Origin of the sequence: Antarctobacter heliothermus, assembly GCF_002237555.1 — a bacterium.
GTDB lineage: Bacteria > Pseudomonadota > Alphaproteobacteria > Rhodobacterales > Rhodobacteraceae > Antarctobacter > Antarctobacter heliothermus_B.
On the sequence record NZ_CP022540.1, the window covers coordinates 2843398 to 2867033 of the forward strand.

28 protein-coding genes are annotated in these 23636 nt (G+C 63.1%); 8 read left to right on the top strand and 20 right to left on the bottom strand.

The genetic code is table 11. The annotated features are described in order from the left end of the window. Positions 1 to 6 precede the first annotated feature (6 nt). The 7 genes from lexA to ANTHELSMS3_RS13605 all read right to left on the bottom strand — a co-directional run bounded on the left by lexA (position 7) and on the right by ANTHELSMS3_RS13605 (position 5576). Complete coding sequence (gene lexA, locus ANTHELSMS3_RS13575; protein ID WP_094035334.1) at positions 7 to 702, bottom strand: transcriptional repressor LexA; 696 nt, start codon at positions 700 to 702, stop codon at positions 7 to 9. A gap of 169 nt (positions 703 to 871) precedes the next feature. Then, entirely contained in the window at positions 872 to 2038 is a 1167-nt protein-coding gene (locus ANTHELSMS3_RS13580; protein WP_094035335.1) for a molybdopterin molybdotransferase MoeA, read from the bottom strand. Then, entirely contained in the window at positions 2035 to 2511 is a 477-nt protein-coding gene (gene moaC / locus ANTHELSMS3_RS13585; protein WP_094035336.1) for a cyclic pyranopterin monophosphate synthase MoaC, read from the bottom strand. The genes ANTHELSMS3_RS13580 and moaC overlap by 4 nt, the downstream gene beginning before the upstream one ends. Next, the gene (gene trpC / locus ANTHELSMS3_RS13590; protein WP_094035337.1) at positions 2508 to 3311 is read right to left on the bottom strand and encodes an indole-3-glycerol phosphate synthase TrpC; all 804 of its coding nucleotides are present in this window, start codon (positions 3309 to 3311) and stop codon (positions 2508 to 2510) included. The genes moaC and trpC overlap by 4 nt, the downstream gene beginning before the upstream one ends. Continuing rightward, the gene (locus ANTHELSMS3_RS13595; RefSeq protein WP_094035338.1) at positions 3308 to 3982 is read right to left on the bottom strand and encodes a uracil-DNA glycosylase; all 675 of its coding nucleotides are present in this window, start codon (positions 3980 to 3982) and stop codon (positions 3308 to 3310) included. The genes trpC and ANTHELSMS3_RS13595 overlap by 4 nt, the downstream gene beginning before the upstream one ends. After that, positions 3979 to 4998 carry an anthranilate phosphoribosyltransferase gene (trpD, locus tag ANTHELSMS3_RS13600; RefSeq protein WP_094035339.1) on the bottom strand — a complete coding sequence of 340 codons (1020 nt, stop codon included), beginning with the start codon at positions 4996 to 4998 and terminating at the stop codon, positions 3979 to 3981. Before trpD ends, ANTHELSMS3_RS13595 begins: the two co-directional genes overlap by 4 nt. Next, entirely contained in the window at positions 4995 to 5576 is a 582-nt protein-coding gene (locus ANTHELSMS3_RS13605) for an anthranilate synthase component II (protein WP_094035340.1), read from the bottom strand. Before ANTHELSMS3_RS13605 ends, trpD begins: the two co-directional genes overlap by 4 nt. A 188-nt stretch (positions 5577 to 5764) precedes the next feature. On the opposite strand from ANTHELSMS3_RS13605, the gene ANTHELSMS3_RS13610 reads away from it, so the two are divergent. Beyond that, complete coding sequence (locus ANTHELSMS3_RS13610; protein ID WP_094035341.1) at positions 5765 to 7384, top strand: divergent polysaccharide deacetylase family protein; 1620 nt, start codon at positions 5765 to 5767, stop codon at positions 7382 to 7384. Between the two features lie 22 nt (positions 7385 to 7406). Here the strand turns inward: ANTHELSMS3_RS13610 and ANTHELSMS3_RS13615 are convergent, their stop codons facing one another. From ANTHELSMS3_RS13615 to ANTHELSMS3_RS13630, 5 genes are all read right to left on the bottom strand, one after another. Continuing rightward, on the bottom strand, positions 7407 to 8093 hold the full coding sequence (locus ANTHELSMS3_RS13615) for a DUF1638 domain-containing protein (protein WP_094035342.1): 687 nt from the start codon (positions 8091 to 8093) through the stop codon (positions 7407 to 7409). Further along, positions 8074 to 8247: a hypothetical protein gene (locus ANTHELSMS3_RS25810; protein ID WP_198319811.1), complete on the bottom strand. Its 174-nt coding sequence runs from the start codon at positions 8245 to 8247 to the stop codon at positions 8074 to 8076. Before ANTHELSMS3_RS25810 ends, ANTHELSMS3_RS13615 begins: the two co-directional genes overlap by 20 nt. 101 nt (positions 8248 to 8348) lie before the next feature. Then, the gene (locus ANTHELSMS3_RS13620; RefSeq protein WP_094035343.1) at positions 8349 to 8687 is read right to left on the bottom strand and encodes a YbjQ family protein; all 339 of its coding nucleotides are present in this window, start codon (positions 8685 to 8687) and stop codon (positions 8349 to 8351) included. Next, a complete protein-coding gene (locus ANTHELSMS3_RS13625) occupies positions 8687 to 8902 on the bottom strand; it encodes a hypothetical protein (protein ID WP_094035344.1) in 216 nt (71 codons plus the stop codon). Before ANTHELSMS3_RS13625 ends, ANTHELSMS3_RS13620 begins: the two co-directional genes overlap by 1 nt. 71 nt (positions 8903 to 8973) lie before the next feature. Continuing rightward, entirely contained in the window at positions 8974 to 9678 is a 705-nt protein-coding gene (locus ANTHELSMS3_RS13630; protein WP_094035345.1) for a corrinoid protein, read from the bottom strand. Positions 9679 to 9851: 173 nt separating this feature from the next. On the opposite strand from ANTHELSMS3_RS13630, the gene ANTHELSMS3_RS13635 reads away from it, so the two are divergent. Next, positions 9852 to 10937: a PA0069 family radical SAM protein gene (locus ANTHELSMS3_RS13635; RefSeq protein ID WP_094035346.1), complete on the top strand. Its 1086-nt coding sequence runs from the start codon at positions 9852 to 9854 to the stop codon at positions 10935 to 10937. Positions 10938 to 11099: 162 nt separating this feature from the next. On the opposite strand, the gene bmt is transcribed toward ANTHELSMS3_RS13635, so the two are convergent. From bmt to ANTHELSMS3_RS13655, 4 genes are all read right to left on the bottom strand, one after another. Next, positions 11100 to 12116: a betaine--homocysteine S-methyltransferase gene (gene bmt / locus ANTHELSMS3_RS13640; RefSeq protein ID WP_094035347.1), complete on the bottom strand. Its 1017-nt coding sequence runs from the start codon at positions 12114 to 12116 to the stop codon at positions 11100 to 11102. Positions 12117 to 12240: 124 nt separating this feature from the next. Beyond that, complete coding sequence (locus tag ANTHELSMS3_RS13645; protein ID WP_094035348.1) at positions 12241 to 12891, bottom strand: YdcF family protein; 651 nt, start codon at positions 12889 to 12891, stop codon at positions 12241 to 12243. Then, complete coding sequence (gene guaA / locus ANTHELSMS3_RS13650) at positions 12882 to 14450, bottom strand: glutamine-hydrolyzing GMP synthase (protein ID WP_094037124.1); 1569 nt, start codon at positions 14448 to 14450, stop codon at positions 12882 to 12884. The genes ANTHELSMS3_RS13645 and guaA overlap by 10 nt, the downstream gene beginning before the upstream one ends. Before the next feature lie 46 nt (positions 14451 to 14496). Next, positions 14497 to 15750 carry an alpha/beta fold hydrolase gene (locus tag ANTHELSMS3_RS13655; protein ID WP_198319812.1) on the bottom strand — a complete coding sequence of 418 codons (1254 nt, stop codon included), beginning with the start codon at positions 15748 to 15750 and terminating at the stop codon, positions 14497 to 14499. Positions 15751 to 15822: 72 nt separating this feature from the next. On the opposite strand from ANTHELSMS3_RS13655, the gene ANTHELSMS3_RS25815 reads away from it, so the two are divergent. Next, positions 15823 to 16002 carry a hypothetical protein gene (locus ANTHELSMS3_RS25815; RefSeq protein WP_198319813.1) on the top strand — a complete coding sequence of 60 codons (180 nt, stop codon included), beginning with the start codon at positions 15823 to 15825 and terminating at the stop codon, positions 16000 to 16002. Between the two features lie 67 nt (positions 16003 to 16069). Here the strand turns inward: ANTHELSMS3_RS25815 and ANTHELSMS3_RS13660 are convergent, their stop codons facing one another. Then, complete coding sequence (locus ANTHELSMS3_RS13660; protein WP_094035350.1) at positions 16070 to 16786, bottom strand: DUF2270 domain-containing protein; 717 nt, start codon at positions 16784 to 16786, stop codon at positions 16070 to 16072. Between the two features lie 132 nt (positions 16787 to 16918). Here ANTHELSMS3_RS13660 and ANTHELSMS3_RS13665 point away from each other — a divergent pair, with 132 nt between their 5' ends. The 3 genes from ANTHELSMS3_RS13665 to ANTHELSMS3_RS13675 all read left to right on the top strand — a co-directional run bounded on the left by ANTHELSMS3_RS13665 (position 16919) and on the right by ANTHELSMS3_RS13675 (position 19305). Continuing rightward, positions 16919 to 17260, top strand: coding sequence for a Lin0512 family protein (locus tag ANTHELSMS3_RS13665; protein WP_198319814.1), 342 nt, complete (start codon positions 16919 to 16921; stop codon positions 17258 to 17260). Next, entirely contained in the window at positions 17257 to 17574 is a 318-nt protein-coding gene (locus ANTHELSMS3_RS13670) for a Lin0512 family protein (RefSeq protein WP_094035352.1), read from the top strand. The genes ANTHELSMS3_RS13665 and ANTHELSMS3_RS13670 overlap by 4 nt, the downstream gene beginning before the upstream one ends. 186 nt (positions 17575 to 17760) lie before the next feature. Further along, positions 17761 to 19305, top strand: a complete 1545-nt coding sequence (locus tag ANTHELSMS3_RS13675; protein WP_094035353.1) for a trimethylamine methyltransferase family protein — start codon at positions 17761 to 17763, stop codon at positions 19303 to 19305. Positions 19306 to 19337: 32 nt separating this feature from the next. Here ANTHELSMS3_RS13675 and ANTHELSMS3_RS13680 read toward each other — a convergent pair whose 3' ends face one another. Continuing rightward, positions 19338 to 19625: a DUF6477 family protein gene (locus ANTHELSMS3_RS13680; RefSeq protein ID WP_094035354.1), complete on the bottom strand. Its 288-nt coding sequence runs from the start codon at positions 19623 to 19625 to the stop codon at positions 19338 to 19340. 496 nt (positions 19626 to 20121) lie between these two features. Between ANTHELSMS3_RS13680 and ANTHELSMS3_RS13685 the strand changes: the two genes are divergently transcribed. Further along, positions 20122 to 20970 (top strand): DUF6456 domain-containing protein, encoded by an 849-nt coding sequence (locus ANTHELSMS3_RS13685; RefSeq protein WP_439098649.1) that lies wholly within the window; start codon positions 20122 to 20124, stop codon positions 20968 to 20970. A 228-nt stretch (positions 20971 to 21198) separates the two neighbouring features. Next, positions 21199 to 22149: a lipoyl synthase gene (gene lipA / locus ANTHELSMS3_RS13690; protein ID WP_094035356.1), complete on the top strand. Its 951-nt coding sequence runs from the start codon at positions 21199 to 21201 to the stop codon at positions 22147 to 22149. A 131-nt stretch (positions 22150 to 22280) separates the two neighbouring features. Here lipA and ANTHELSMS3_RS13695 read toward each other — a convergent pair whose 3' ends face one another. Together ANTHELSMS3_RS13695 and ANTHELSMS3_RS13700 are read right to left on the bottom strand one after the other, a co-directional pair. Next, positions 22281 to 23159, bottom strand: a complete 879-nt coding sequence (locus ANTHELSMS3_RS13695) for a c-type cytochrome (protein ID WP_094035357.1) — start codon at positions 23157 to 23159, stop codon at positions 22281 to 22283. A 6-nt stretch (positions 23160 to 23165) separates the two neighbouring features. Beyond that, positions 23166 to 23618: a c-type cytochrome gene (locus tag ANTHELSMS3_RS13700; RefSeq protein ID WP_094035358.1), complete on the bottom strand. Its 453-nt coding sequence runs from the start codon at positions 23616 to 23618 to the stop codon at positions 23166 to 23168. Between the last annotated feature and the right edge of the window lie 18 nt (positions 23619 to 23636).

The window sequence follows — 23636 nt, forward strand, 5'->3', positions numbered from 1 at the left end:
GGTGCCTCAGTAGGTGCGGATCAACCCCACAAGACGCCCTTGAACGGTGACGGACCCCTGCGGCAGAACGCGCGGTTCATAGGCTGGGTTTGCGGCCTCAAGGATGATCATGTCACCCTTGCGGCGGAACCGCTTCAGCGTGGCCTCATAGCCCTCAATCTGGGCGACGACGATATCGCCGTCGGTTGCGTCGGGGGATTCGCGGATCACCACCACGTCGCCGTCGTTGATGCCCGCGTCGATCATCGAGTCGCCCTTGACCTCCAGCGCGTAGTGCCGTCCCTGACCGCGCAACATCTGCCCCGGCACGGACACGCCGGGGGCGGGATCATTGATCGCCTCGATCGGGCGACCGGCGGCGATGCTGCCGACCAGCGGCAATTCCGTCAGGTTTGCCGCGCCAAGGTTGAATGCACCCGAGGGGCGGGAGTCTGCCCGATCCCCTTCGATCACTGTGGGTGTAAACCCGACCGGATGACCCCCCAGGCTTTCAGGCAGCTTTACGATTTCGATGGCGCGCGCCCGGTGGGCCAGACGGCGGATAAAGCCGCGTTCTTCAAGCGCCGTGATCAGCCGGTGAATGCCGGACTTGGACCGCAGATCAAGCGCGTCCTTCATTTCATCGAAACTAGGAGGCACCCCGTCACGGGTCATCCGCTTGTTGATAAAGTCCAGAAGATCGAGTTGTTTCTTCGTCAGCATGGCGCAACCCCGTGTTTGTTACCTTTTGTTCTACGGGTGTTCTTGTTTTGTGTCAACAATTGGGTGAAAAACGCCGCTATTTTGTAGCGCCTTGGCGTCAAATCGCTGTTTGCAATGCTGGCGCTGCGCACGTTCGCGGTGCTTCAAACGCTGGCATTGCCCGCGGCGGTCACAGCGGCAGATATGAGACGATCTCTCCGACTGCACGCGCGCCGTCGCCCATAGGGCGGATCAGCAGCGCATTCGCACGGCCCAGCACGCTCAACAGGCTGGAGTCCTGACGGTCGAGGGCGGCGATGCCCGCCTCTGAAACAATCGCACGCATGTAGTGTTCGCGTGGTCCGTTCGGCGTCAGCGGCGCGGCCAGTTCAGCGCGGTGGTGCGGAGCAGGTGTCGCACCAAGGCCCAACATGGCGCGGATCACCGGGGCCACAAAGACATGGCCACAGACCATCGCGGACACCGGATTGCCGGGCAGGCCGATCATCATGGCATCGTTCAGACGCCCCGACATCAGCGGTTTGCCCGGACGCATGGCGACCTTGTGAAAGGCGCGTTCCATGCCCAGTTCGGCTGCCACCTGCGCCACAAGATCATGATCGCCGACGGAGGCGCCGCCGATGGTGATCACAAGATCCGCATCTTCGACCAGCGAAAAACCGTGGATGAGAGAGGCATTCGTATCGCGCGCAATCGGCAGGATGCGCGCCTCTGCCCCAAGGTCGCGCAACAGCGCGTGTAGCCCAAAGGTATTTGAGGCAATGATCTGATCGGGGCCGGGCGTGTCGCCGGGCATGACCAGTTCATTGCCGGTGGAAATCAACGCTACCCTCGGTTTGCGGGCGACGGGCACCTCGGCAATGTTCATCGCCGCCAACAGCGCCACGTCCTGCGGGGAGAGGCGTTTGGGGGCATCGACCGTCTGGCCGATGCGGAAATCGGTGCCGGCGGGGCGGATGTAGGGGTTTTTGTCCAGATCGGTGTTCAGGGTGATGGTGTCGCCGTCGCGGGTGACATCTTCCTGAATGATGATGCGGGCCGCGCCCTGCGGCACCGGCGCGCCGGTAAAAATGCGCACTGCCTGACCCGTGCCAACGGAGCCGTCAAAACGCTTGCCCGCCGCACTTTCCCCAATCACGGTGAACCGTTGCCCCGGCGCGGCCTCAGTCACGGCGTAGCCATCCATCGCAGAGGCGGCAAAGGGAGGCTGATCTCGCCGCGCGGTGACGGGACGCGCCAACACGCGGCCCGCAGCCTGAACCAGCGGTACGGTTTCCACAGGCAGCGGTGTGGCAAGGGCAAAGAGGTGGTCTAGGGCCTGGGTGACGGTGATCATGTCGCCTCAAAACGTCCGGATTTGCCGCCGTCTTTCAGTAGCACGCGGATGCCGCCAATCTCCATCGCCTTGTCCACGGCCTTGACCATGTCATAGACGGTCAGCGCGGCGGTCGAGACGGCGGTCAGTGCTTCCATCTCGACCCCGGTTTGGCCGGAAGTCTTGACCGTTGCAGTGATGCGCAGGCCGGGCAGGTCGGGATCTGGCGTCAGGTCTACGGTGACTTTTGTGATGGGCAGCGGGTGGCAGAGCGGGATCAGCTCGGGCGTCTTTTTCGCACCCATAATCCCGGCAAGGCGTGCCACGCCGATCACGTCACCCTTTTTGGCGCGGCCCTCGGTGATCAGGGCAAAGGTCTCAGGCGCCATTTTCACTTGACCCTCGGCGGTGGCGATGCGGTCGGTCACCGGCTTGTCTGAGACATCGACCATATGCGCGTTGCCCTGCGCATCGAAATGGGTCAGCCCGCTCATGCTGGCACCGGGTTGGCCAGCAGGGTACGGGTTGCCTCGGCCACATCGGTCTGTCGCATCAGGCTTTCACCAATCAAAAAGGCGCGGGCGCCGTGGGCGGCCATGTCAGCCAGATCGGCGGGTGTGTTCAGACCGGACTCGGAGATCAGATAGCGATCTTCGGGGATGCGTTTCGACAGATCGCGCGTGGTGTCCAGCGTGGTCTCAAAGGTCTTGAGGTTGCGGTTGTTCACGCCGATCAGAGGGCTGTTCAGCGTCAGCGCGCGATCCAGTTCGGCCCCGTCATGCACCTCTATCAGCGCATCCATACCCCAGCTTTGCGCGGCGGCCTCCAGTTCTGCGGCCTGCGCATCCGACACTGAGGCCATGATGATCAGGATGCAGTCCGCGCCAAGGGCGCGCGCCTCGGCCACCTGATAGGTGTCGTACATGAAATCCTTGCGCAGGGCGGGCAGGGCACAGGCCGCGCGGGCGGCGGTCAGGAACGGTTTCGCGCCCTGAAAAGACGGCGTATCGGTCAGCACTGACAGGCAGGTGGCCCCACCGGCCTCATAAGCGCGGGCCAGTGTCGCGGGATCGAAATCGGCGCGGATCAGCCCCTTGGACGGAGAGGCCTTCTTGATCTCGGCGATCAGGCCATAGCCCTTTTCCGATGCCGCCATCAGCGCCCCGGCAAAGGGTCGTACGGGCGGCGCGGCGCGGGCTGCGTCCTCAACCTCTGACAGGGGTTTGGCGGCTTTGTCGGCGGCCACTTCGTCCAGCTTGTAGGCTTTGATTTTGTCGAGGATGGTTGTGGTCATGGGGCAGGTCTTTCTGGCGTCGTCCAGTTGATCGGCGTCTGGCCACCGTCTTTAAGCCAGTCGTTGATGCGCGAAAAGGGCCGCGAGCCGAAAAAGCCGCGCCGGGCTGACAGCGGCGACGGATGCGGACTGGTCAGGATCAGGTGGTCCGGTCCCGCGATGTGTTTGGCAAAGCCCTGCGCATGCGCCCCCCAAAGCAGGAAGGCGCGCGGTTGGTTCGACAGCGCGGCCAGCACCTGTTCGGTCAGACTGGACCAGCCGAGTTTGGCGTGCGCCCCCGCCTTGCCCGCCTCCACCGTCAGCGCGGTGTTGAGCAGCAGCACGCCCTGTTCGGCCCAGAACCGAAGGTCGCCGTTGGGCGGTATGGCCCCCAGATCCTCCTGCATTTCCTTGTAGATATTGGTCAGGGAGCGGGGCAGGGGACGCACGTCTGGTTCTACCGAAAAGGCCAGTCCATGCGCATGGCCCGGCGTCGGATAAGGATCCTGTCCAAGGATCACCACGCGGGTGGCCTGCGGTGGACAGGCCTCCAGCGCGGCAAAGATCTGCGGGGCAGGCGGCAGCACCGGCGCGTCGCTTTGGGCAAGATGCGCCGCGATGCGGGGCAGCTCCTGCGCGAAGAACAGCAGGTGCTGCCAGTTTTTGGGCGGTGTCGGGGGCGTGACGCTCACGCCGCCTGTGTCGCCTTGGCCAGCGCCTGCACCTTGGCCAGCGCCGCGCCGCTGTCGATGCTTTCAACCGCCCGTTCCACACCGTCGCGCAAGTCTGTGGCCTGACCTGCGATCACCAGCGCTGCGGCCGCATTCAACAGTACCGCATCGCGATAGGCCGAATGCGCCCCGTCCAGCAGCGCGCGCATGGCCTTGGCGTTCTCCTCGGGTGAGCCACCGATGATGTCCTCAAACGGATGCACGGGCAGACCTGCGTCCTCGGGGTGCAGTTCCGCCTCGTGGATGCTGCCATCCTCTTCCAGCGCGGCGATCCAGCTAACGCCGGTGATGGTCAACTCATCGGTGCCGTCAGAGCCGTGGACCAGCCATGCCCGTTCCGACCCCAGCTTGCCCAGAATCTCTGCCATCGGGCGGATGAGTTCGCGGGTAAACGCGCCGGTCAACTGGCGTTTGACGCCCGCCGGGTTGGTGAGCGGCCCGAGGATGTTAAAGATCGTGCGGGTGCCCAATTCGGCCCGGACCGGACCGACATGGGCCATGGCGGGGTGGTGCATGGGGGCCATCATGAAACAGATGCCGACCTCGGCCAGCGCCTTTTCCACCTTGTCGGCAGAAAGCATGACCTCAATCCCCATCTGACCCAGCGCATCCGCAGCACCGGATTTCGACGACAGGTTGCGGTTGCCATGCTTGGCCACGGTCACGCCCGCACCGGCCACCACAAAGGCCGTGGCGGTCGAGATGTTCAGCGTGCCCTTGCCGTCGCCGCCGGTGCCGACGATGTCCATCGCGCCGGCAGGGGCCGCGACCTTGTTGCATTTGGCGCGCATGACGGCAGCGGCGGCGGCGTATTCATCCACCGTCTCGCCGCGCGTGCGCAGGGCCATCAGCAGACCGCCGATCTGGGCCGGGGTGGCCTGACCAGCAAACAGGATGCCAAAGGCTTTTTCCGCCTCGGCGCGGGTCAGTGGGCGGTCGGCGCTGGTGCCGATCAGGGGGCGCAGGTCATCGCTCATGCCGGCACCTTCAGGACGTCGAGAAAGTTCTGCAACATGGCATGCCCATGTTCGGAGGCGATGGATTCCGGATGGAATTGCACGCCGTGGATCGGCAGGTCGCGGTGCATCAGGCCCATGATGGTGCCGTCCTCCAGCTCTGCCGTGACTTTTAATGTCTCGGGCAGGTCTGAACGGCGCACCACGAGGCTGTGATAGCGGGTTGCCTTGATCGGTGAGGGCAAGCCTTTGAACACGCTTTCCCCGTGGTGGTGCATTGAGCCCATCTTGCCGTGCACGATCTCATCATGGCGCACAACAGTCCCGCCAAAGGTTTGACCGATGGTCTGATGGCCAAGGCACACGCCCAACAGCGGCGTGCCCGTCTCTGCGGCGGCCTCTGTCAGCGCAAGGCAGATGCCCGACTGGTCCGGCGTGCCGGGGCCGGGGGACAGGACGATACCCGCCGGGTTCAGCGCCATTGCCTCTTGCACATTTAACGCGTCGTTGCGCCAGACCTGTACATCAGCCCCCTGTTCGCCCAGATAATGGACGAGATTATAGGTGAAACTGTCGTAGTTATCGATCAGGAGCAGCATGGCCGGGCCTTCGTCAGCTGGGTCTGGTTTCAGGGGTATTGCGCGGGGACGCGAACGGGGGCTAGCGGCCCATGGCCACGTCGCGGTATACATGCACAGGCCGTAATGGTGGCGTCAAGCCCGGCAAGGGTGCAAGACTACAGGACAAAGGCACCGGAACAGGTGCTTGAGAAGTCGGAGAGAGCAGCATGGCACGCGGAATTCTGTCTGGGGCAATTTGGGGTGTGGTGTTCTCTGGGGCGGGTCTGGCGGCGATTTCGCTGAACACGCCACTGCCAGAGCAGGGCGCACTGGTGCCGCCGCCTGTGAGCAATGTGGACAGCAGCCTTTTGGCGGATGGACCAGATCCGCAGCCTGAAATTGCCGCGCCGGAACCTGTGACGCCAGAACCCGAAGTACCAGAGCCAGAACCAGAACCAGAGCCAGAGCCAGAGACTCCCGACCCGTCAAAGCCGCGCGTGGTGGAAACGCCCGAGAGTGATCCGGCGGCCAAGCCCGACCTGTCCAAACCCGGTGTTCGGCCGCAACCGGAAACCGGGGTGGACCGTCCGCTGGTGCCCGCAGGCACGGCGCCCGCGCCTGCCGACCCGGTGATTGCCGGGGCCGATACCGCGCCGCCGGTGCCGCCGCAGGTGGGCCTTGCGCCCGACGCGCCCGAAAGTGCCGCACCCGATGTGTCGGATGCGCCGCGGCTGGCAGGACAGGACAGGCCGGTTCTGCCCCCCGTGCAGGGAGCAGCCCCCGGCGCGCCGCGTCCCGAGGCGCAGCCGGTCATCGTCACCGGCCCGGCACAGCCCCCAGCCCCGGTGGTGCCGGATGTTGATCGTGCTCTGATCCCCGAAAGTGTTGATCCTGCCCCCATGCCGGACTCGCCCGATATCCCCTTTGCTCGCGAACCTGACCCGGTCGCGCCCACGCCTGAACCGGCCCCTGAACCGGTCGCCCCCGCGCCAGAGCCAGAGGTTGCAACCCCGGCGCCAGCACCGGCTCCCGGCGGCCCGGTCATCGGCAAACCCGCAACGTCCCTGTTTGATCGCACGCCGGATGTCGCTCCCGTCGTCGACCCGGAAGCCGATCCGGATCAGGCGCTGACAGCCCCCTCTGGTGCGCTGGCGGTTCTGTCCGAAGACAGCCCCTTGGTACGGTTCTCGGCCGCGGTGACCGTGCCCGACGGCGTGCCGCGCATGGCGGTGGTGCTGGTGGATGACGGCAGCGGGCCGTTGGGGCCGTCGGGTCTTAAGGCGTTCCCCTTTCCCGTCAGCTTTGCCATCTCGCCCGGCCATCCCGATGCGGTGGCAGCGGCACAAGGGTATCGCGATCTTGGGTTCGAGGTGCTGGTGCTGGGCGACATGCCCGAAGGGGCACAGGCCGCCGACGTCGAGGTGACGATGGAGGGGCTGATCCGCGCCATCCCCGAAGCGGTTGCCGTCCTGGAAGATCCTGACGGCAGCCTTCAGGACAGCCGCGAAGTGTCGTCGCAGGTGGCGGCCTTTCTAAGGGACAGCGGTCACGGTCTGATCGCGCAACCCAAGGGGTTGAACACGGCGCAGAAACTGGCGCTCAAGGACGGTGTGCCCTCTGTCACCCTGTTCCGGGACTTTGACGGTGAAGGGCAGGATACCACTATGATCCGCCGCACACTGGATCAGGCCGCGTTTCGGGCGCGGCAAGAGGACGGTGTGGTGATGATGGGGCGTCTGCGCGCTGATACGATCTCGGCGCTTGTGCTTTGGGGATTGCAGGACCGCAGCGACACGATTGCGTTAGTGCCGGTGTCCGTAGTGTTGGCCGAAACGCTCATCGACTAGCGTCAACGCGGTTGCAAACCCTTTAGAGGCTTTGCAGAGCCCCTGTTCCCGGTGCGCCCTGATGCGCCCAGCCTTCCAGCACGCGCGCCAGATCGCCATAGCCGGTAAACCGCCGTTCAAACGCCAGTCCCAGTCGCGCGGCCTGTGCTTCGGCCCGTGCTGTCAGATCCGGGTCATCGGTTTGCGCCAGATAGACCAGCTTTTCATAGTTGCCGAAATACATTTCAAGCAGTTGCGGATGGCGGTCGAGGCCAAGGGGCCGCCACACAAACGCGTCAAACTGACGGCTGAGAAAGTCGGTCAGATAGAATGACGTGACCTCACCGCGCGATTCGAACTCGGCCAGCCCGTCGAAGAACGCGTAGCAATGCGGCCCCGGCACCATCTCAATGCCCATTTCGTCACAGGCGGCCTGCAACAGCCCGCCGGTGCCGCAGTCGGCATAGACGACGCAGATCCGCGCGTAGTCGGCACGATGCGTATCGACCGCCGCGCGCACGGCATCGGTAATCTTTTCCGGGTGATTGTGCAGGATCGCGGGCAGACAGGCGAGATCCATGTGATCCCAACCGTTTAGGCGCACAAGGGCCAGAATCTCACGCGCCAGGGCACCGCAGGCCAGCAACAGCACGCGTCCCTGACCGGCAGGGCGCAGGCCCTGTGCGGTCAAATCGGCACCGGAGAGGTGTTCAGGTTCGGGTATCGTCATGCGGCACATGTGCCATCGCCCAACGGGCCAAGAGGGCGACCGCGAGCAGTACGGGAATGACTGTCAGAACCCCGAAGAAAGACATGGCCCAGACCGTTACAGCCGCCGCTAGAAAAACGGCACACACGAGCAGGGCAAAGGACGTCACGGGCATCGGGGTCTCCTTCCGTACCTTTTAATATGGGCCAAAGGTGGAAAAAGAAAAAGCCCTTTTGCATCATCGTGATCGAGCGCTTATCTCGTTCTGACGCAAGGTCAGGCGGAATTCCGCGCCTGTTCCGGGGCCAGCCGCACAGCGGTGCCATAGGCGACTATCTCTGACGCGCCTCTGGCAATCGTCGAGGTTTGGACCCGCATACAGACAATTGCATCGGCCCCAAGGGCCTGCGCCTCTGCCATCATCCGGTCCAGCGCCTGTTCACGCGCCCCCGCCATCAGCGAGGAATAGCCCGACAACTCGCCGCCAACGAGGGATTTCAGCGCCGCGACAATATCGGTGCCAACATGTTTGGCGCGCACAGTCGCGCCGCGCACAAGACCAAGGGATTCGGTCACGGGTCGGCCAGCAACGGTTTCGGTGGTCACGATCAGCATCAGTGGTTCATCCCGTCATAATGGTCTTCTTCGGCATTGCCGACGCGTTCGGCGATGACACGGTACAGGATATACCCCACCAGTGCGGCGGGCAGTAGGGCAAGCGCGGCAAATGGCACCTGAAACGCCGCCAGCAGCATCGCGGTCAGCCAAAAGGTCGCAACCATGCCCGCAATCACGCAGACCAAAATCAGCACAAGAGTTTCGAGTTTCATGGGATTGTCCCCCCGGTGACCAGATTAGCCCCGGGGAATGCCAAAGGAAAGCGGCGGAGGGGCAGGGGGCTTTAGCCCGCCGCCATCTGGTTGTGCTTGCGCGCGATGAACTTCTTGGCTGTTTCCACGGCAACGGCCGCGTCGCGGCAATAGGCGTCCGCACCGATGGCCTTGCCGAATTCCTCATTCAGCGGCGCGCCACCCACCAGCACGATGTAATCGTCGCGGATGCCCTGTTCCTTCATCGTGTCGATGACGACCTTCATGTAAGGCATGGTGGTGGTCAGCAGTGCCGACATGCCAAGGATGTCCGGCTTATGCTCTGCCATCGCGCCAAGATAGGCGTCGACAGCGTTGTTGATGCCGAGATCGACAACCTCAAAACCCGCGCCCTCCATCATCATGGCCACAAGGTTCTTGCCAATATCGTGGATGTCGCCCTTTACGGTGCCGATCACCATTGACCCCATGCGCGGCGCGCCGGTTTCGGCCAGCAGCGGCTTGAGGATGGACATGCCGCCCTTCATCGCGTTGGCGGCCAGCAGCACCTCGGGGACAAAGAGAATACCGTCGCGGAAATCATTGCCGACGATGGTCATGCCCCCGACAAGCGCCTCTGTCAGGACGCGGTAGGGTGCCCAGCCGCGCTCCAGCAGGATGTTGACCGCTTCCATGATCTCTTCTCTGAGACCATCGTAGAGGTCGTCGAACATCTGTTGGACCAGTTCCTCATCGTCCAGTTCAGAAAGGATGATGTCGTCTTCTTCGTCGGACATGACGTGATTCCCTTGCTTTGACATGTCGGAACATGCCGTCGTTTCAACGACTATTCGTCGTTTTTGTTGAGATTCAATTGGTGGATTGCGACATTGAACGCAGCAGGACCGACCTTGCGTGCCCGACGGCGACTTAACTTGCGGATGTTCTTGGTACGTTCTATGTTTCGGGCATGTCCTTGCCCAACCGCCCTGTCGACCCCGCCTTGGCCCGTGGCCGGGCCGCACTCAGCCGTGAGTGTGGCCGCTATGAACGCTTGCGGCGGGAGGATGTTCACGACGGGTGGGACATGCCTGAAGAAGGCACAGTGTTCCGCACCGAGGTCAGCGATGAGGTGCCGCGCTCTGTCATCAGCTACGTCCGCTCGCCGGATCTGCCCTTTGACCGATCGCTCAATCCGTATCGCGGGTGTGAGCACGGGTGCATCTATTGTTTCGCCCGCCCGACACATGCCTGGCTGGGCCTGTCGCCGGGTCTGGATTTTGAGACACGGCTGGTGGCACGGCCCACAGCGCCGCAGGTCTTGGCGCGGGAACTGCGGGCGAGGAAATACAGCGTCGCGCCGCTGGCCATCGGCACCAACACCGATCCCTACCAGCCGATCGAACGGGATCGTGGCATCATGCGCGCCTGTCTGGAGGTGCTGCGCGATTTCCGCCACCCGGTTGCCATCGTGACCAAGGGCGCGCTGATCGAACGCGATATTGATATTCTGTCCGATATGGCGGCTCAGGGCCTTGCGCGCGTCGGGATTTCCGTCACCACGTTGGATGAGGCTCTGTCGCGCCGCATGGAACCGCGCGCGCCGGGGCCAAAGCGCCGTTTGCAGGTGATCCGCAGGCTGGTTGATGCCGGGGTGCCGGTGCGCATCATGGCCTCGCCCATGGTGCCGGCACTGACCGACCCGGAACTGGAGACGATCCTGACAGCGGGCGCCGAGGCCGGGGCGACCTCTGCCAGCTGGATCATGCTGCGCCTTCCGCTGGAGGTGGCGGAGCTGTGGCAGAACTGGCTGGAGACGCATTACCCGGACCGCGCGGCACGCATCATGAACCACCTGCGCGACATGCACGGCGGAGAGGTCTATTCCTCCAAGTGGTTCGCGCGGATGCGCGGCGAGGGGCCGTATGCCGATCTGCTGGCGGCCCGGTTCAAACGTGCCGCGCGGCGTCTGGGGCTGGACCGCGATCAGCCGCCCCTGCGCCGTGACCTGTTCTGCCCGCCGCCGCAAAAAGGCGACCAGCTCGACCTGTTCTAGGCCGGGATCTGGGTGGTGCCATTCGATTTGCGAGGTCAGGGTCATATGGGGCCGTTTTGTGGGTTCCAAAGTCAGCGTGTCAGGTCCGGCGCGATCACCGCGCCGGTTCTTTCAGGAAATTGGCGTGCGCTTGTCCCCCCGCATCTCACGCGGGGAGGCGCGTCACGAGGTCCGCCGACGCTTGTTCTTGCGCTCGCGGGTGGGGCCTTCGCCGTCGGTGCCGTCGCTCTCGGAGGAAAACCCGCCAAGCGTTTCGGTGATCTGTTCCAGCGTCGGGCGCGGTCCCGGCTCATGGGTTTCCAGAGCCGCGCGCATCGCGCTGAGGTGATTGGGCATGGTGCCACAGCAGCCGCCGATGATCCGCGCGCCAGAGTTGCGCGCCATCAGCGCGTATTCAGCCATCAGTGCGGGCGTGCCGTCATAGTGGATGTGCCCCTCGTGGTATTTCGGGATGCCGGCGTTGCCCTTGGCGATGATCGGCCGTTCAGTGCCTTGCGCGACAAAACCCAAGACCGTCCGCAACAGGTCTGATGCGCCGACGCCGCAGTTCGCGCCAAACCCGATTGGTGGGTTTGGCAACTCCTCGACCATCTTGACCATTCCGGCCGACGTCATGCCCATCATGGTGCGCCCGGCGGTGTCGAAACTCATGGTGCCGCACCACGGCATTCCGGCGTTGGCAAAGGCTTCGGCGGCGGCCATGTATTCTTCGGGGGCTGAAATCGTTTCGACCCAAAGGACATCCGCGCCACCGTCTTTCAGGCCGTTGGCGGTTTCTTCGAACATTTCGACCGCGCGTTCATGGCTAAGCGATCCTGCCGCGCCCATGATTTCACCCGTGGGACCGACAGACCCGGCCACGATCACCTCACGCCCCGAGGCGTCGGCAATTTCACGGCCCAGTTCGGCGGCCAGCTTGGACAGCTCATAGGCGCGGTGCCCGGCGTCGTGCAATTTCAGGCGTGAGGCATTGGCCCCAAAGGAGTTGGTCAGGAACAGGTCCGACCCCGCGTCGACCGCGCCGCGATACAGCGCGCGGATCTTGTCCGGTTCGTCTTCGTTCCAGAATTCCGGTGCATCCCCGGATTGCAGGCCCATGTTGAACAGATTGGTGCCTGTGGCCCCGTCCGCCAACAGCCAGTCGCGCTGGGATAGGGCTCGGGTGAGTGCGTCGGTCATGTCTGTGGCCTTTCCGGAGGTCGTTGCCCGCGTGTTTCACAAGCGGAAGAAGAGAGCAAATTCATAATGATCATGATTGTCATGAGGGGAGTCGCAAGTGCATTCCTGTGGCGCGCGCATTGGGTCAAGTCAAAAACGCCGTCGGCAGCCTGTCATTTAAGCCAAACACAGTCGCCAAAGACCAGATCGCGGCACGCGGAATATTGACGGCCCATGACGCGGTTTCGCGCAAGATGACACCGGCCTTCGATCCGGGGTCGCGGCCCGGTCTCTGGCTAGCGCAGACATCACCGGGCCGCCCGCCCCAGACAAACGACGCCGAAGCGCGCCATGCGTGATAGGGTTCAGTGACCAGCAACAGGCGTGCGTCCTGTGGCAGGTCAGGCCGGGAGAACAGCACGTTCTGCAAGGTCGACAAAGAGCGCGTCTCTAACGTCATCGCAGTGTCCGGGATGCCCTTGGCGCGGGCAATCTCAGCCATGCCAATTGCGCTGCTCTTGTGGGTGCGCGGATCACCACCGCCGGTAAGGTGCAGTTGTGGGACGATACCTTGGGTGTAGAGGAACACGCCGGTATGTATCCGACCTGTCTCATGTTCCAGAACATGGGCTTCGCCCTCTCTGCCGCCGCCCAGAATGACGCCAATGTCATAGGTTTGAGCGACGACCCAACAGTCCCGCGTCAGCAGACTGGACCCAATCACCAAGGCCAGACAAAACGCCGTGTAATAGCCAAGTGCCCGAAGACCCCAGAACAGGCCGCGCCTTATTCCCATTCAATCGTGCCGGGGGGTTTGGAGGTCACGTCATAGGTGACGCGGTTGATGCCCTTGACCTCGTTGATGATGCGGGTCGCAGTTTCACCGAGGAATTCATGGCTGAACGGGTAGTAGTCCGCTGTCATGCCGTCGACCGATGTCACCGCGCGCAGGGCGCAGGCAAAGTCATAGGTGCGACCGTCGCCCATCACACCCACGGTGCGCACCGGCAGGATGGCCACAAAGGCCTGCCAAATGTCGTCATACAGCCCGTGTTTGCGGATCTGGTCGATATAGACCGCATCTGCCTTGCGCAGGATCTCCAGCTTTTCGCGGGTGATCTCTCCGGGGCAGCGGATCGCAAGACCCGGTCCGGGGAAGGGGTGACGGCCGATGAAACTGGCAGGCAAGCCCAACTCATGCCCCAGCGCGCGCACCTCATCCTTGAACAACTCGCGCAGCGGTTCGACCAGTGTCAGCCCCATCTTTTCCGGCAAGCCGCCGACGTTGTGGTGCGATTTGATCGTCACCGAAGGCCCACCGCTAAACGACACCGACTCGATCACATCCGGGTACAATGTCCCTTGAGCAAGGAAACGCGCGCCCTCAATCCCGTCGGCGTATTTCTGGAACACGTCAATAAACAGCTTGCCGATGATCTTGCGCTTGGTCTCGGGGTCGGACACGCCATCCAATTCGCCGAGGAACAGTTCCTGTTCCTCGGCGTGGATAACATGCAGGTTCATGTGGTCGCGGAACATACCCACGACTTCTTCTGCCTCGTTCAGGCGCAGCAACCCGTGATCGACAAAGACGCAGGTCAGTTGATCGCCAACGGCCTCATGAATCAGTGCGGCGGCGACCGAGGAATCGACCCCGCCGGAGAGTGCGCAGATGACTTTCGCATCGCCCACCTGTTCGCGGATCTTTTGCACCGCTTCTTCGCGGTAGGCGTTCATGGTCCAGTCGCCCTTGAAGCCTGCGGCACGCACAAAGTTCTCATATAGCGTGGCACCGTTGGGGGTGTGATGCACCTCCGGGTGGAACTGTACTGCGTAGAACTGACGCGCGGGATCGCCCGTGATGGCAAAGGGCGCACCCGGCGAGGTGCCGAACACCTCAAACCCCGGTGCGATTTCCGAGACGTGGTCGCCGTGGCTCATCCAGACCTGCTCGCGCCCGGTGCCGTCCATGAACCAGCCGGTCAGCATGTCCAGACGTTGATCGGCGGGCTGCACATAGGCGCGTCCAAACTCGGACGTGCCCTCACCGGCGACAACCTTGCCGCCCAAATCCTGCATCATGACCTGCTGGCCATAGCAGATGCCCAGAATCGGTACGCCCAGATCATAGACGGTGCGCGGCGGGCGCGGACTGCCCTCTCGCGTTACCGAATCGGGCCCGCCCGAGAAGATCACCGCCTTCGGAGCGAAATCGCTCAGAAAATCGTCGGTGACGTTCTGGTAAGGGTGGATTTCACAATAGACATTCAGCTCACGCAGGCGGCGCGCAATCAGCTGCGTTACCTGGCTGCCAAAGTCGATGATAAGGAGGCGGTCATGCTGGATCTCGGTCATGCCTTCCATTAGGCAGGACAGCCGCAAAGTTCAATGTGGCCCGTGCTCACGCGGACAGAAAGGCGTCCGTGCGGTCCATCGTGGCAGCCCATGCCGGTTCCTGCGGCAGTAACATGTGGCTGCGGCTGTCCAGACGGACAAATTGCGCCCCCGGCAAATGCGCCGCCAGTTTTTGCCCTTGGCTCAACGGATGGATGGCGTCGCCTGTCGCGTGAAAAATCAGTGCAGGGATTCGGACCTCTGCCAGATCGTGACGGACGTCAAAGCGGTCAATCACTTTGCGCAGGGCGACGGCGCAGTCCGGGCTGGCGGTTGATAGCTGCATTTCCACCAGTTCGGCGCGCTGTTCCGGGGTCGCGTCGGGGGCAAACAGCGTGGCGAATGCCTGCATAAAAGGACTTTCCGCCTTTCCCCAACCGGCGCGGATCATCGCCAGCATGGTTTCCTCATCCAGATCCTCTGCGTTGGCCGCCCGGTGGACCCGGCCCTCGACATATCCCCCAACAACCACCAGCCGCCGCACACGGTCCGGCCAGCGGGCGGCAAAGCGGATGGCGACCGGGGCGGCCTGCGAGGCGGCAAACAGATCGAACTGGTCCAGCCCGGCGGCATTGGCGACGGCGGCCAGATCCTCTGCAAAGACGTCGATCCCGGTCAGGGCTGCGTCGCGTTCCGACAGGCCGGTGCCGCGCAGATCGTAGCGGATCAACCGCCGGCCCAGACCAAGACGCGCAATCAGCGGGCCCCAGATTGCGCTGTGAGAATCCATCTCCAGATGGGACAGCCAATGGCCGATCCGCACCAAGGGCGGGCCGGTGCCTTGGGCTGTCCATGCAATCGCCGTGCCGTCCAACGACAGCGCATAGGACACCTCAGCAGGCGGCAGTAGCGGGGCAGGGGGCGTGTCTCCTTTCAGTTGTGCAACAAAGGCAAAGCCGCGCCGGGGGATCGTGCGTAATACGGACTGTTCCTTACCAGTATCGCCCAAAGCGGCGCGTGCGGCGCTGATCCGCGCACTGATTGTCGCGTCCGAGACGGCGAGACCCTTCCACACCACCTCGACCAGCTTGTCCTTGGACACGACCGTGCCACCGGATTGCGCCATGAAGGCGATCAGGTCAAAGACCTGCGGTTCCACATGCACCTCATTGCCACGGCGCACCAACGTCCGCCGGTCAAGGTCAACAGAGCATGAGGCAAATCGCAGGATCATGGTCTCAGTGTCGCGTGCGCGTGCCGTTTCGCAAAGCGGTTTCGCGATGAAACCCGCAAAGACAAGGGTTTCGCAAGACAATGACAAGACCGTCTTCAAGCGAGGCAAACACCAAGGTGGCATGGTGATCCCATCGAAACCCCAACCGGAGTGACCGACATGACCCGCGACACCCAGACCCTGCGCACCCGCCCAGATGGTTCTATCGATACCGCCTATTACATGGCGCGTGGCCGCCGGATGCGGTCCGAGGCGGCGCATGCGATGTTCCGGCCCGAACGGGAAACCCCGCGTCCGCGCCGTGGCCTTGCCCGGCTGTTCGGCGCGGTCCCTGTCTGACGGGGCATCCCCCTGTCAGATTCCCCCGCGTGCCGAAAAAGGCGCCTTTCTGCGGCGCGTGGGGGGCCTAGCCCATGGAATAGGATTTGACGCTGCCACGCTGGCGTCCCCGTTGCACATCTGCCCGCCACGACCAAAGCGCCATACTGGCGGCCGCACCGACATACAGCACACCGGCGACAACCAGCACCTCACCCGGCACCGGGCCGACATCGGCGCGTGACATGGCATCGTCCCAACTGACAACGGCCGTTGGATGCACCGCCAATTTGCCCGCAAAGGCCATCGACTGGATCAGCAGAATCCAAAGATAGTTCGACCGCAGTCGTCGCCCGACAGAGGTCATCATGCTGACGTGATAGGTGGGGGCAAGATAGTCCTGCGCCAATGTCTTTTGCCAGTTGTCCTCCAGATGCAGGTCGCCGTCGTCCAGCATCGGGGCGTAAAAGTGTTTCTCCATCCAGCGGCAGCGCGCTCGCCAGACGTTGAAGTAGCGATAGCGCCGCGCCTCCAGCATCAGGAACAGCAGAATCAGCACCCCCACCAGCACCAGCGGCAAAGGTGATGAATCCGGCGAGGCAAAGCTGATCGACAACGCCACGCCCAGCGTCACGACTGCCCAGTTTGTCGTGGTGTCCAGCCGGGTGCGCCAGATTGTGCTGCGGTACACCTCGCCCCGGTACAGATGCGCCACGGCGGTTATCTCGGACGAGCTGAGCGTCTTGCGCTCTGGCTCAAGCACAGGTTCGGGCGATGGTGTGGCGGGTGCGGCCTCTCCTCCCATGGGTCTGGCCTCCTTTCTTTTTTCCCACTCTGGCGCGAAGCGGCGCTCAGGTCAAAGACGGGGTGAAACCGGCTTGTCTTTCCGGGTGGCACGGGGTCCGATGCGCGCGACGGAACGGAAGGGATACATGTGATGCAGGTACTGACGGAATTCGGGCTGGGCACCTCGTTGCGCCGCGGCGATTACACAGAGGCAGCGGCGCGGGCGTTGCGCGATGCGTTGTGGAAATCCTCGATCAATGCGGCCGAATGGCTGGGCCGGGACAAGGCGGACATGCGGTTGAAGGTGCAGATTGGCGTGCAACAGCCCGACGCTGTGGATGCGGCGGAACTGTCCGGGGTGTTTCCCTATGGCGCAGCCGACATTGCCGTCGGCTTTGGCGGATTGGACGTCCCGCGCCCCGAAGGCAAAGGCCATCCGACGATCATGGCCCATGCGGCAATCACCGTCACCTTTCAGGAGGGCGCGGCATGACCCAACGAATGATTGTCCAGATGGGAATGGGGATCGGTGGCACGGTGGCGCTGGCCGCTGAACGCGCCGTGGCGGATGCGTTGGCGCGTGCGCAGATCCATGTGGATGTGCCATTTACCGTGCGCTTGACGCTGGGCGTACCCGAGGCCGCACAGATGGACCCCAGCGATCTGGCCCGTGCGTTTTCCACGCCGGATCTGGAGGTGCATGTGGTCGCGGGCGGAATGCAGGTGCCGCAGCCAGCGGGGGATGCGTTGATCGTGGTAGGCGCCGCGATAGAACGGTTTCCGTTGACCGAGCCTGTCACAGACTGACCGGCGGAGGGCGAATCCACGCGCGTTAGGCGTTGCCCAATGCGCAGATGGTGTCGTGCGACAGGAATATGTCGCTTTTCCCCGCCAAGCGCCGCAATCGCGCGAAAGCGGTTCGGGCGAAGCGAGTAGACACAGGCCATACCTAATCCGGGCGCTGTGCGCGCCCCTTCCGGTCGAGGACGACAGATGGCAGACGTGGCAGCGCGCAAACGGACCCGGGGCGGCGGCGGGGCCGCCCGCCGGGCAGAGCGTACTTCGGTTCAGGTGGAAACGGCGAAGTACATCGAACGCCGAATCCCGAACTTTGAGATTCTTGACGATGCCGCGCTTGCGATGATCGAGGATCACGCCGAGCAGGTGCTGGAGGAAATCGGCGTCAGCTTTGTCAACAACCCCGCTGCGTTGGACCGCTGGCGTGCCGCTGGCGCAAGTGTCGATGGCGACCGGGTGCGCCTGCCGCGCGGGCTTGCCCGCGAGTTAATCAAGACCGCACCGGCGCAGTTCACCCAGCACGCCCGCAATCCCGAACGCTCGGTCGAGATTGGTGGCAAGAATCTGGTGCTGGCACCAGTTTACGGCCCGCCCTTCGTACGTGATCTGGACGGCGGACGACGCTATGCCACGATCGAGGATTTCCGCAAGTTCGTGAAGCTTGGGCAGATGTCCAAATGGCTGCACCACTCGGGCGGCACGGTATGCGAGCCGACCGACGTGCCGGTGAACAAGCGTCATCTTGATATGCTGCTGGCGCATATGACCCTGTCGGACAAACCCTTTATGGGATCGGTGACAGAACCCAGCCGCGCGCAGGACAGCGTGGACATGTGCAAGATCCTGTTCGGCGAGGAGTTCGCGACCAACAACACGGTCATGACGTCCCTCATCAACATCAACTCACCGCTGACCTTTGATGACGTGATGATGGGCGCGCTGGAGGTGTATTCCGCCAATATGCAGGCCTGCATCGTCTCGCCGTTCATCGTGGGTGGCGCGATGGCGCCTGTCTCTGTCGCGGGGACATTGGTGCAGGTGCTGGCAGAGGTTCTGGCCGGTGTCGCCTATACGCAATTGGTGCGTCCCGGCGCGCCGGTGATCATGGGGGCCTTTGTGACCTCGATCGACATGAACTCTGGCGCGCCGACCTTTGGCACCCCCGAGGCATCGCAGATCACCTATGGCGCGGGACAACTGGCGCGACGCCTGAACCTGCCGTTCCGGTCGGCGGGCTCGTTCTGCGGGTCAAAGCTGCCCGACGCTCAGGCGGCTTATGAGACAGCCAATTCTCTGAACATGGGGCTGTTGTCTGGCGTGAACTTCATGCTGCACGCCTGTGGCTGGCTCGAAGGTGGGCTGGTGTCCTCGTTCGAGAAATTTGTAATGGATGCCGATCAACTGGGCACGCTGCACAAGATGGCCGAGGGCGTCACCGTCGATGAGGACACTTTGGCCATGGACGCCATCCGCGAGGTGGGGCCGGGTGGTCACTACCTTGGATGCGCCCATACGCAAGCCAACTTCAAGACAGCCTTCTGGCGTTCTGACCTGTTGGACTACAAACCCTATGAGACGTGGTCAGAAGAAGGCGCGCGCGACACCGTCGCGCTGGCCAGCGCCAGAGTGCAGAAACTCATCGACACCTATCAGCAACCGCCGCTTGATCCCGCGATTCACGCGGCGCTGAATGCCTATGTGGCCGAAAAGAAGGCCTCGATGCCCGACGCCTTTGCCTGAGACGTCGTGTGAGTCCGCGGGCAGGGGCGGCCTTAGTAGGCCGCCTCGCGCAGGATACGGGCCTCACCCATCATCGCGGTCAGCACCTCGACATGGCGGCTGACCGAATAGGCGGCGTCGTCCTTGTGGCGCTTTTCGTCCAGATCTGCCTCCATCTCCATCAGGCGCATCAGGGCGGCGCCGGGGCGGGGCAGGGTGCCGTAGCCGATCAGGCGATGCAGATGCGGGTTGCGCCGATACTCTTGTGCACCGATCCGGGCGGCACGGATCAGGATACGCGGGCGGCGTAAGTCGTTCAGCAAACCAAGAATATCTTTCATCTCATCGCTCCTCGCTTGTTGCAGCTATAGGGCGACTATGCACAGCTTCGGCGGGTGTTGCGCATGGGGCGGTCGCGGCGAACGCCCGCTTCAGATCTGCTTTAACATTCTCATAAATAGTCAATTTTGCGGTGTTTGTTAACTCAACGGTAACAAGCACACGCCTAGGTTGCGACTATAGCCATTGGGGACAAGTCTGTGGAAAACACCTTTGTAGCGGTCTGCTGCCATGCATGACGTTCGCTCTCTGACCCCGGCAGAAACTCTGCCGAACTGGGTGCCAGAGGCGGCGCGCGTCTATCTAGCGCATACTGAACAGGGGTGCTCGATCAGGGAACTCGCGCGGCAAGCTGGGTGCCACGCGTCGACCGTCCTGCGTCAAGTGCGCAGAATCGAGACCCGCAGGGATGATCCCCTCATAGATGCGGCTTTGTGCAACCTGGGGGCTGCCGGACCTGAATGTCCGGAGCAAAACACCAGAAAGGACACGGATCCGATGAACGCTGCCACCACCCCTATGCCGCCGGATGAGTCGACACTCGCCCGCGAGGCGAGGCGCGTGTTGCGCCGAATGTGCGAAAGCGGCGCGGTTTTGGCCGTGGCGGCCGAAATGGACAAGGCCGTCGTGGTGCGCGACACCGGCGATGGCGGCAACACCCGCACCGCCGTGATTGACGTCGCTGTCGCGCAGGCGATGGCGTTGAAGGACTGGATTGCCTGCGAGGCGCCCGGCCGGATCTCGCGCTATCGCATCACCTCGGCAGGGCGGGCCGCACTCAATCGTCTGGTGGCCGAACAGGAAAACAAGGTGCGCGGCTTTGCCGAGGCGCAGGCGGGATTTGACACCGGTCGCGCCGCTGAGGCCGCTCTGGATGAGGTCGAACGCGACCCGCGGGCTCGCAAGGGCCGCTACATGCTGGCCGAAAGCCCGCTGACCGCCCTTGGGCGGCGGCGGAGCAAGGATGGCGAGCCTTTCCTGTCGGATGTGCTGATCGCCGCAGGTGAACGGCTGCGCGAAGACTTCGAACTGGCGCAGATCGGGCCACGCACGACGCAAAACTGGGATCAGTTCCTGACGGCCGGTGTCTCGACCGCGTTGGCAGCGGCTGGCGACAGTGGGGCTGCGGCGGCGCAGGACCGGCTTCAGTCCGCCTTGCGCGATCTTGGCCCCGGTCTGGGCGATGTGGCGCTGCACTGCTGCTGCTACCTTGAGGGGTTGGAGACCACCGAACAGCGGCTGGGCTGGTCGGCGCGCTCTGGCAAAATCGTGCTGCGCATCGCGTTGCAACGCCTGCGTCGCCACTATGAGGAATGCGCCAAGGGCGGCGGTGACCTCATCCGCTGAGCGCGACGCTCTGCATTCACGACAAATCGATGCGGCATGCAGTGCATGGCCCCGGAGCGGCAACAGGCCACTCCGGGGCCAAAGTCTTTGAAACACCTAGGGTTGGTGCAGGGGGTCCACTCGTTACAATTGGGGATAGGCCGCAGATCCTGCGACCGGGTACACTGGAAAGACCCCCTGCATTCCGGTAATAAAGAATAAGCCGTCTGCACATGAGGGGAAAAATCCGTGCGCGATCTCAAAATGCCCGCCGAGCGTCACCCGGAAAAGGCGCATCGCCCCGACAATGCCCAGCCAAAGAAACCGGACTGGATCAGGGTCAAGGCCCCCGGTGGCGAAGGGTACGCCGCCACCAAACGCATCATGACCGAACACAACCTAGTGACCGTCTGCCAAGAAGCGGGCTGTCCCAACGTCGGCGAATGCTGGAGCCAGGGCCACGCCACCATGATGATCATGGGCGAGATCTGTACCCGCGGCTGTACCTTCTGCAACGTCGCCACCGGCCGTCCCGACACGCTGGACGTTTTTGAACCGGGGCGCGTCGCCGATGCAGTTCAGAAGCTGGGGCTGAACCACGTTGTGATCACCTCGGTCGACCGCGATGATCTGGACGACGGCGGGGCCGAGCATTTTGCCCAGACCATCCGCGCCGTGCGCCACCGCGCGCCCGGCACTACAATCGAAATCCTGACGCCTGATTTCCTGAAATGCGGCCCCGAGGCCCTGGAAATTGTGGTCGCCGCCAAGCCGGATGTCTTCAACCACAATCTAGAAACTGTGCCCGGCCTCTACCCAGAGGTGCGCCCCGGCGCGCGTTATTTCCATTCGCTGCGGCTGTTGCAACGGGTCAAAGAGATCGACCCCTCGATCTTTACCAAGTCGGGAATCATGGTGGGCCTTGGCGAGGATCGCCAGTCGGTGACGCAGGTCATGGATGACATGCGCGCGGCGGACATCGATTTCCTGACCATCGGCCAGTATCTGCAACCAACGTCGAAACACCACCGGGTTGACCGTTTTGTCACCCCCGAAGAATTTGCCGCCTATGAAAAATCGGCGTTCGGCAAGGGGTTCCTTATGGTCTCGGCCACGCCGTTGACCCGCTCGTCCTACCACGCAGGGGATGATTTTGCCCGCCTGCGGGATGCGCGTCAGGCCAAACTCGCGCGCAACTGATACCGCCGACGCGATCCACCATCGAAAAAAACGCCCGGACAGTGTCCGGGCGTTTTTTTGTATTCATTTGTATTCAAGAGACTCAAACAGGATAGGGAGCTTTGGGCCGTCACCGGCCCAAAGCGTGGGAGTCAGTCCCCAAGCGGCGGTAGTGCCTTGATGTAGGCCGCAACCGCATTGCGGTCCTCGGCGGACAAATGGGCAAAATTCTCTACCACCTCGGCCATATGGCCACCCACCGCGTCAAACGTGGGGGTAAAGCCGGACTCGAGATAATAGGCCACATCCTCTGCTGACCAGTCCAGTTTGTCCGGGGTCAATGGCGGAATGGTGCCACTGCCGGATGGGTTGGGCGCGCCGCCCATCCACCGGCTCTTGTCCAGCGCGCCGACCGGGTTGCGCGGCGTATGGCATTCCGCGCAATGGGCCAGTGATTCGACCAGATAACGGCCGCGTTCGTTGCCGTCCGCCTCCATCACATAGTCGTCGGACATGAACAGGAACTTCCAACCGCCAACCGACCGGCGGATATTGAACGGAAAGCCCACGTCATGCGGTTTGCTGGCAACATCGCTGGCGGGCAGCGTCTGCACATAGGACCACAGGTCGACCAGATCCTGATCCGCCATCTTGGTATAGGCGGTGTAAGGGAAGGCCGGGTAATAGTGCTGTCCCTTGGGGTTCACACCCCGCGTCACCGCATTGGCAAACTCTTCGAGCGTCCAATCGCCGATTCCCTCTTGGGGGTGGGGCGAGATGTTGGGCGCATAAAAGGTGCCAAAGTCCGATACAAACTCCATCCCGCCGGTCAGGACCAGTTTGTCCTCGGCCCCCTTGGTGTGGTGACACGACGCACAACCAGCGGCGGTGAACACCGTCTCGCCACGCGCGGCATCGCCGGTCAAACCGTCGAATTTCGCCGCATCGACGCGGTTGGGGGCTGTGACCCACAGGCCAATCCCGGCGCCGACAATCGCCGCCAGGATCACAAGTTTCAGGAATGTGCGCACCGGGGCTTACTCAGGCGCGCGGTAGGTGTCGTGGCACGCTTTGCAGGCTGCGCCAAGCGCACCCATGTTCGGGCCAATCGCGTCCTTGCCGGTGCCGGCAACAGCGGCCATGGCGGTTGCCGCCTCGCCGAACCCGGACCATTTGGCCATCACGTCGTCGATGTTCTCCCAGACGGCGGGCATGGCGCGGGTGCCGTCGATCGACATTGAATCGGTGCCTTCGGGCCACAGGGCGGGTTGCGCGATCATGGACACGGCCACCAGAGAATCGGCAGCAGCCTGCGCCGCTTCGGCGTCATATTCTACGGATCCGCGGGCCATGCCGCCGAGGATGCCAAGGTTCAGCGCCATAATATTGAATTGACCCTGACGCGCCTTGACGGCCTGCGGCACATCCTGGGCGAAGGTGGGGGTGGCAAAAACGGCCAGTGCGGCCAATGCGACAAACGAGGATTTCATGGGTATCTCCCTGAGTTG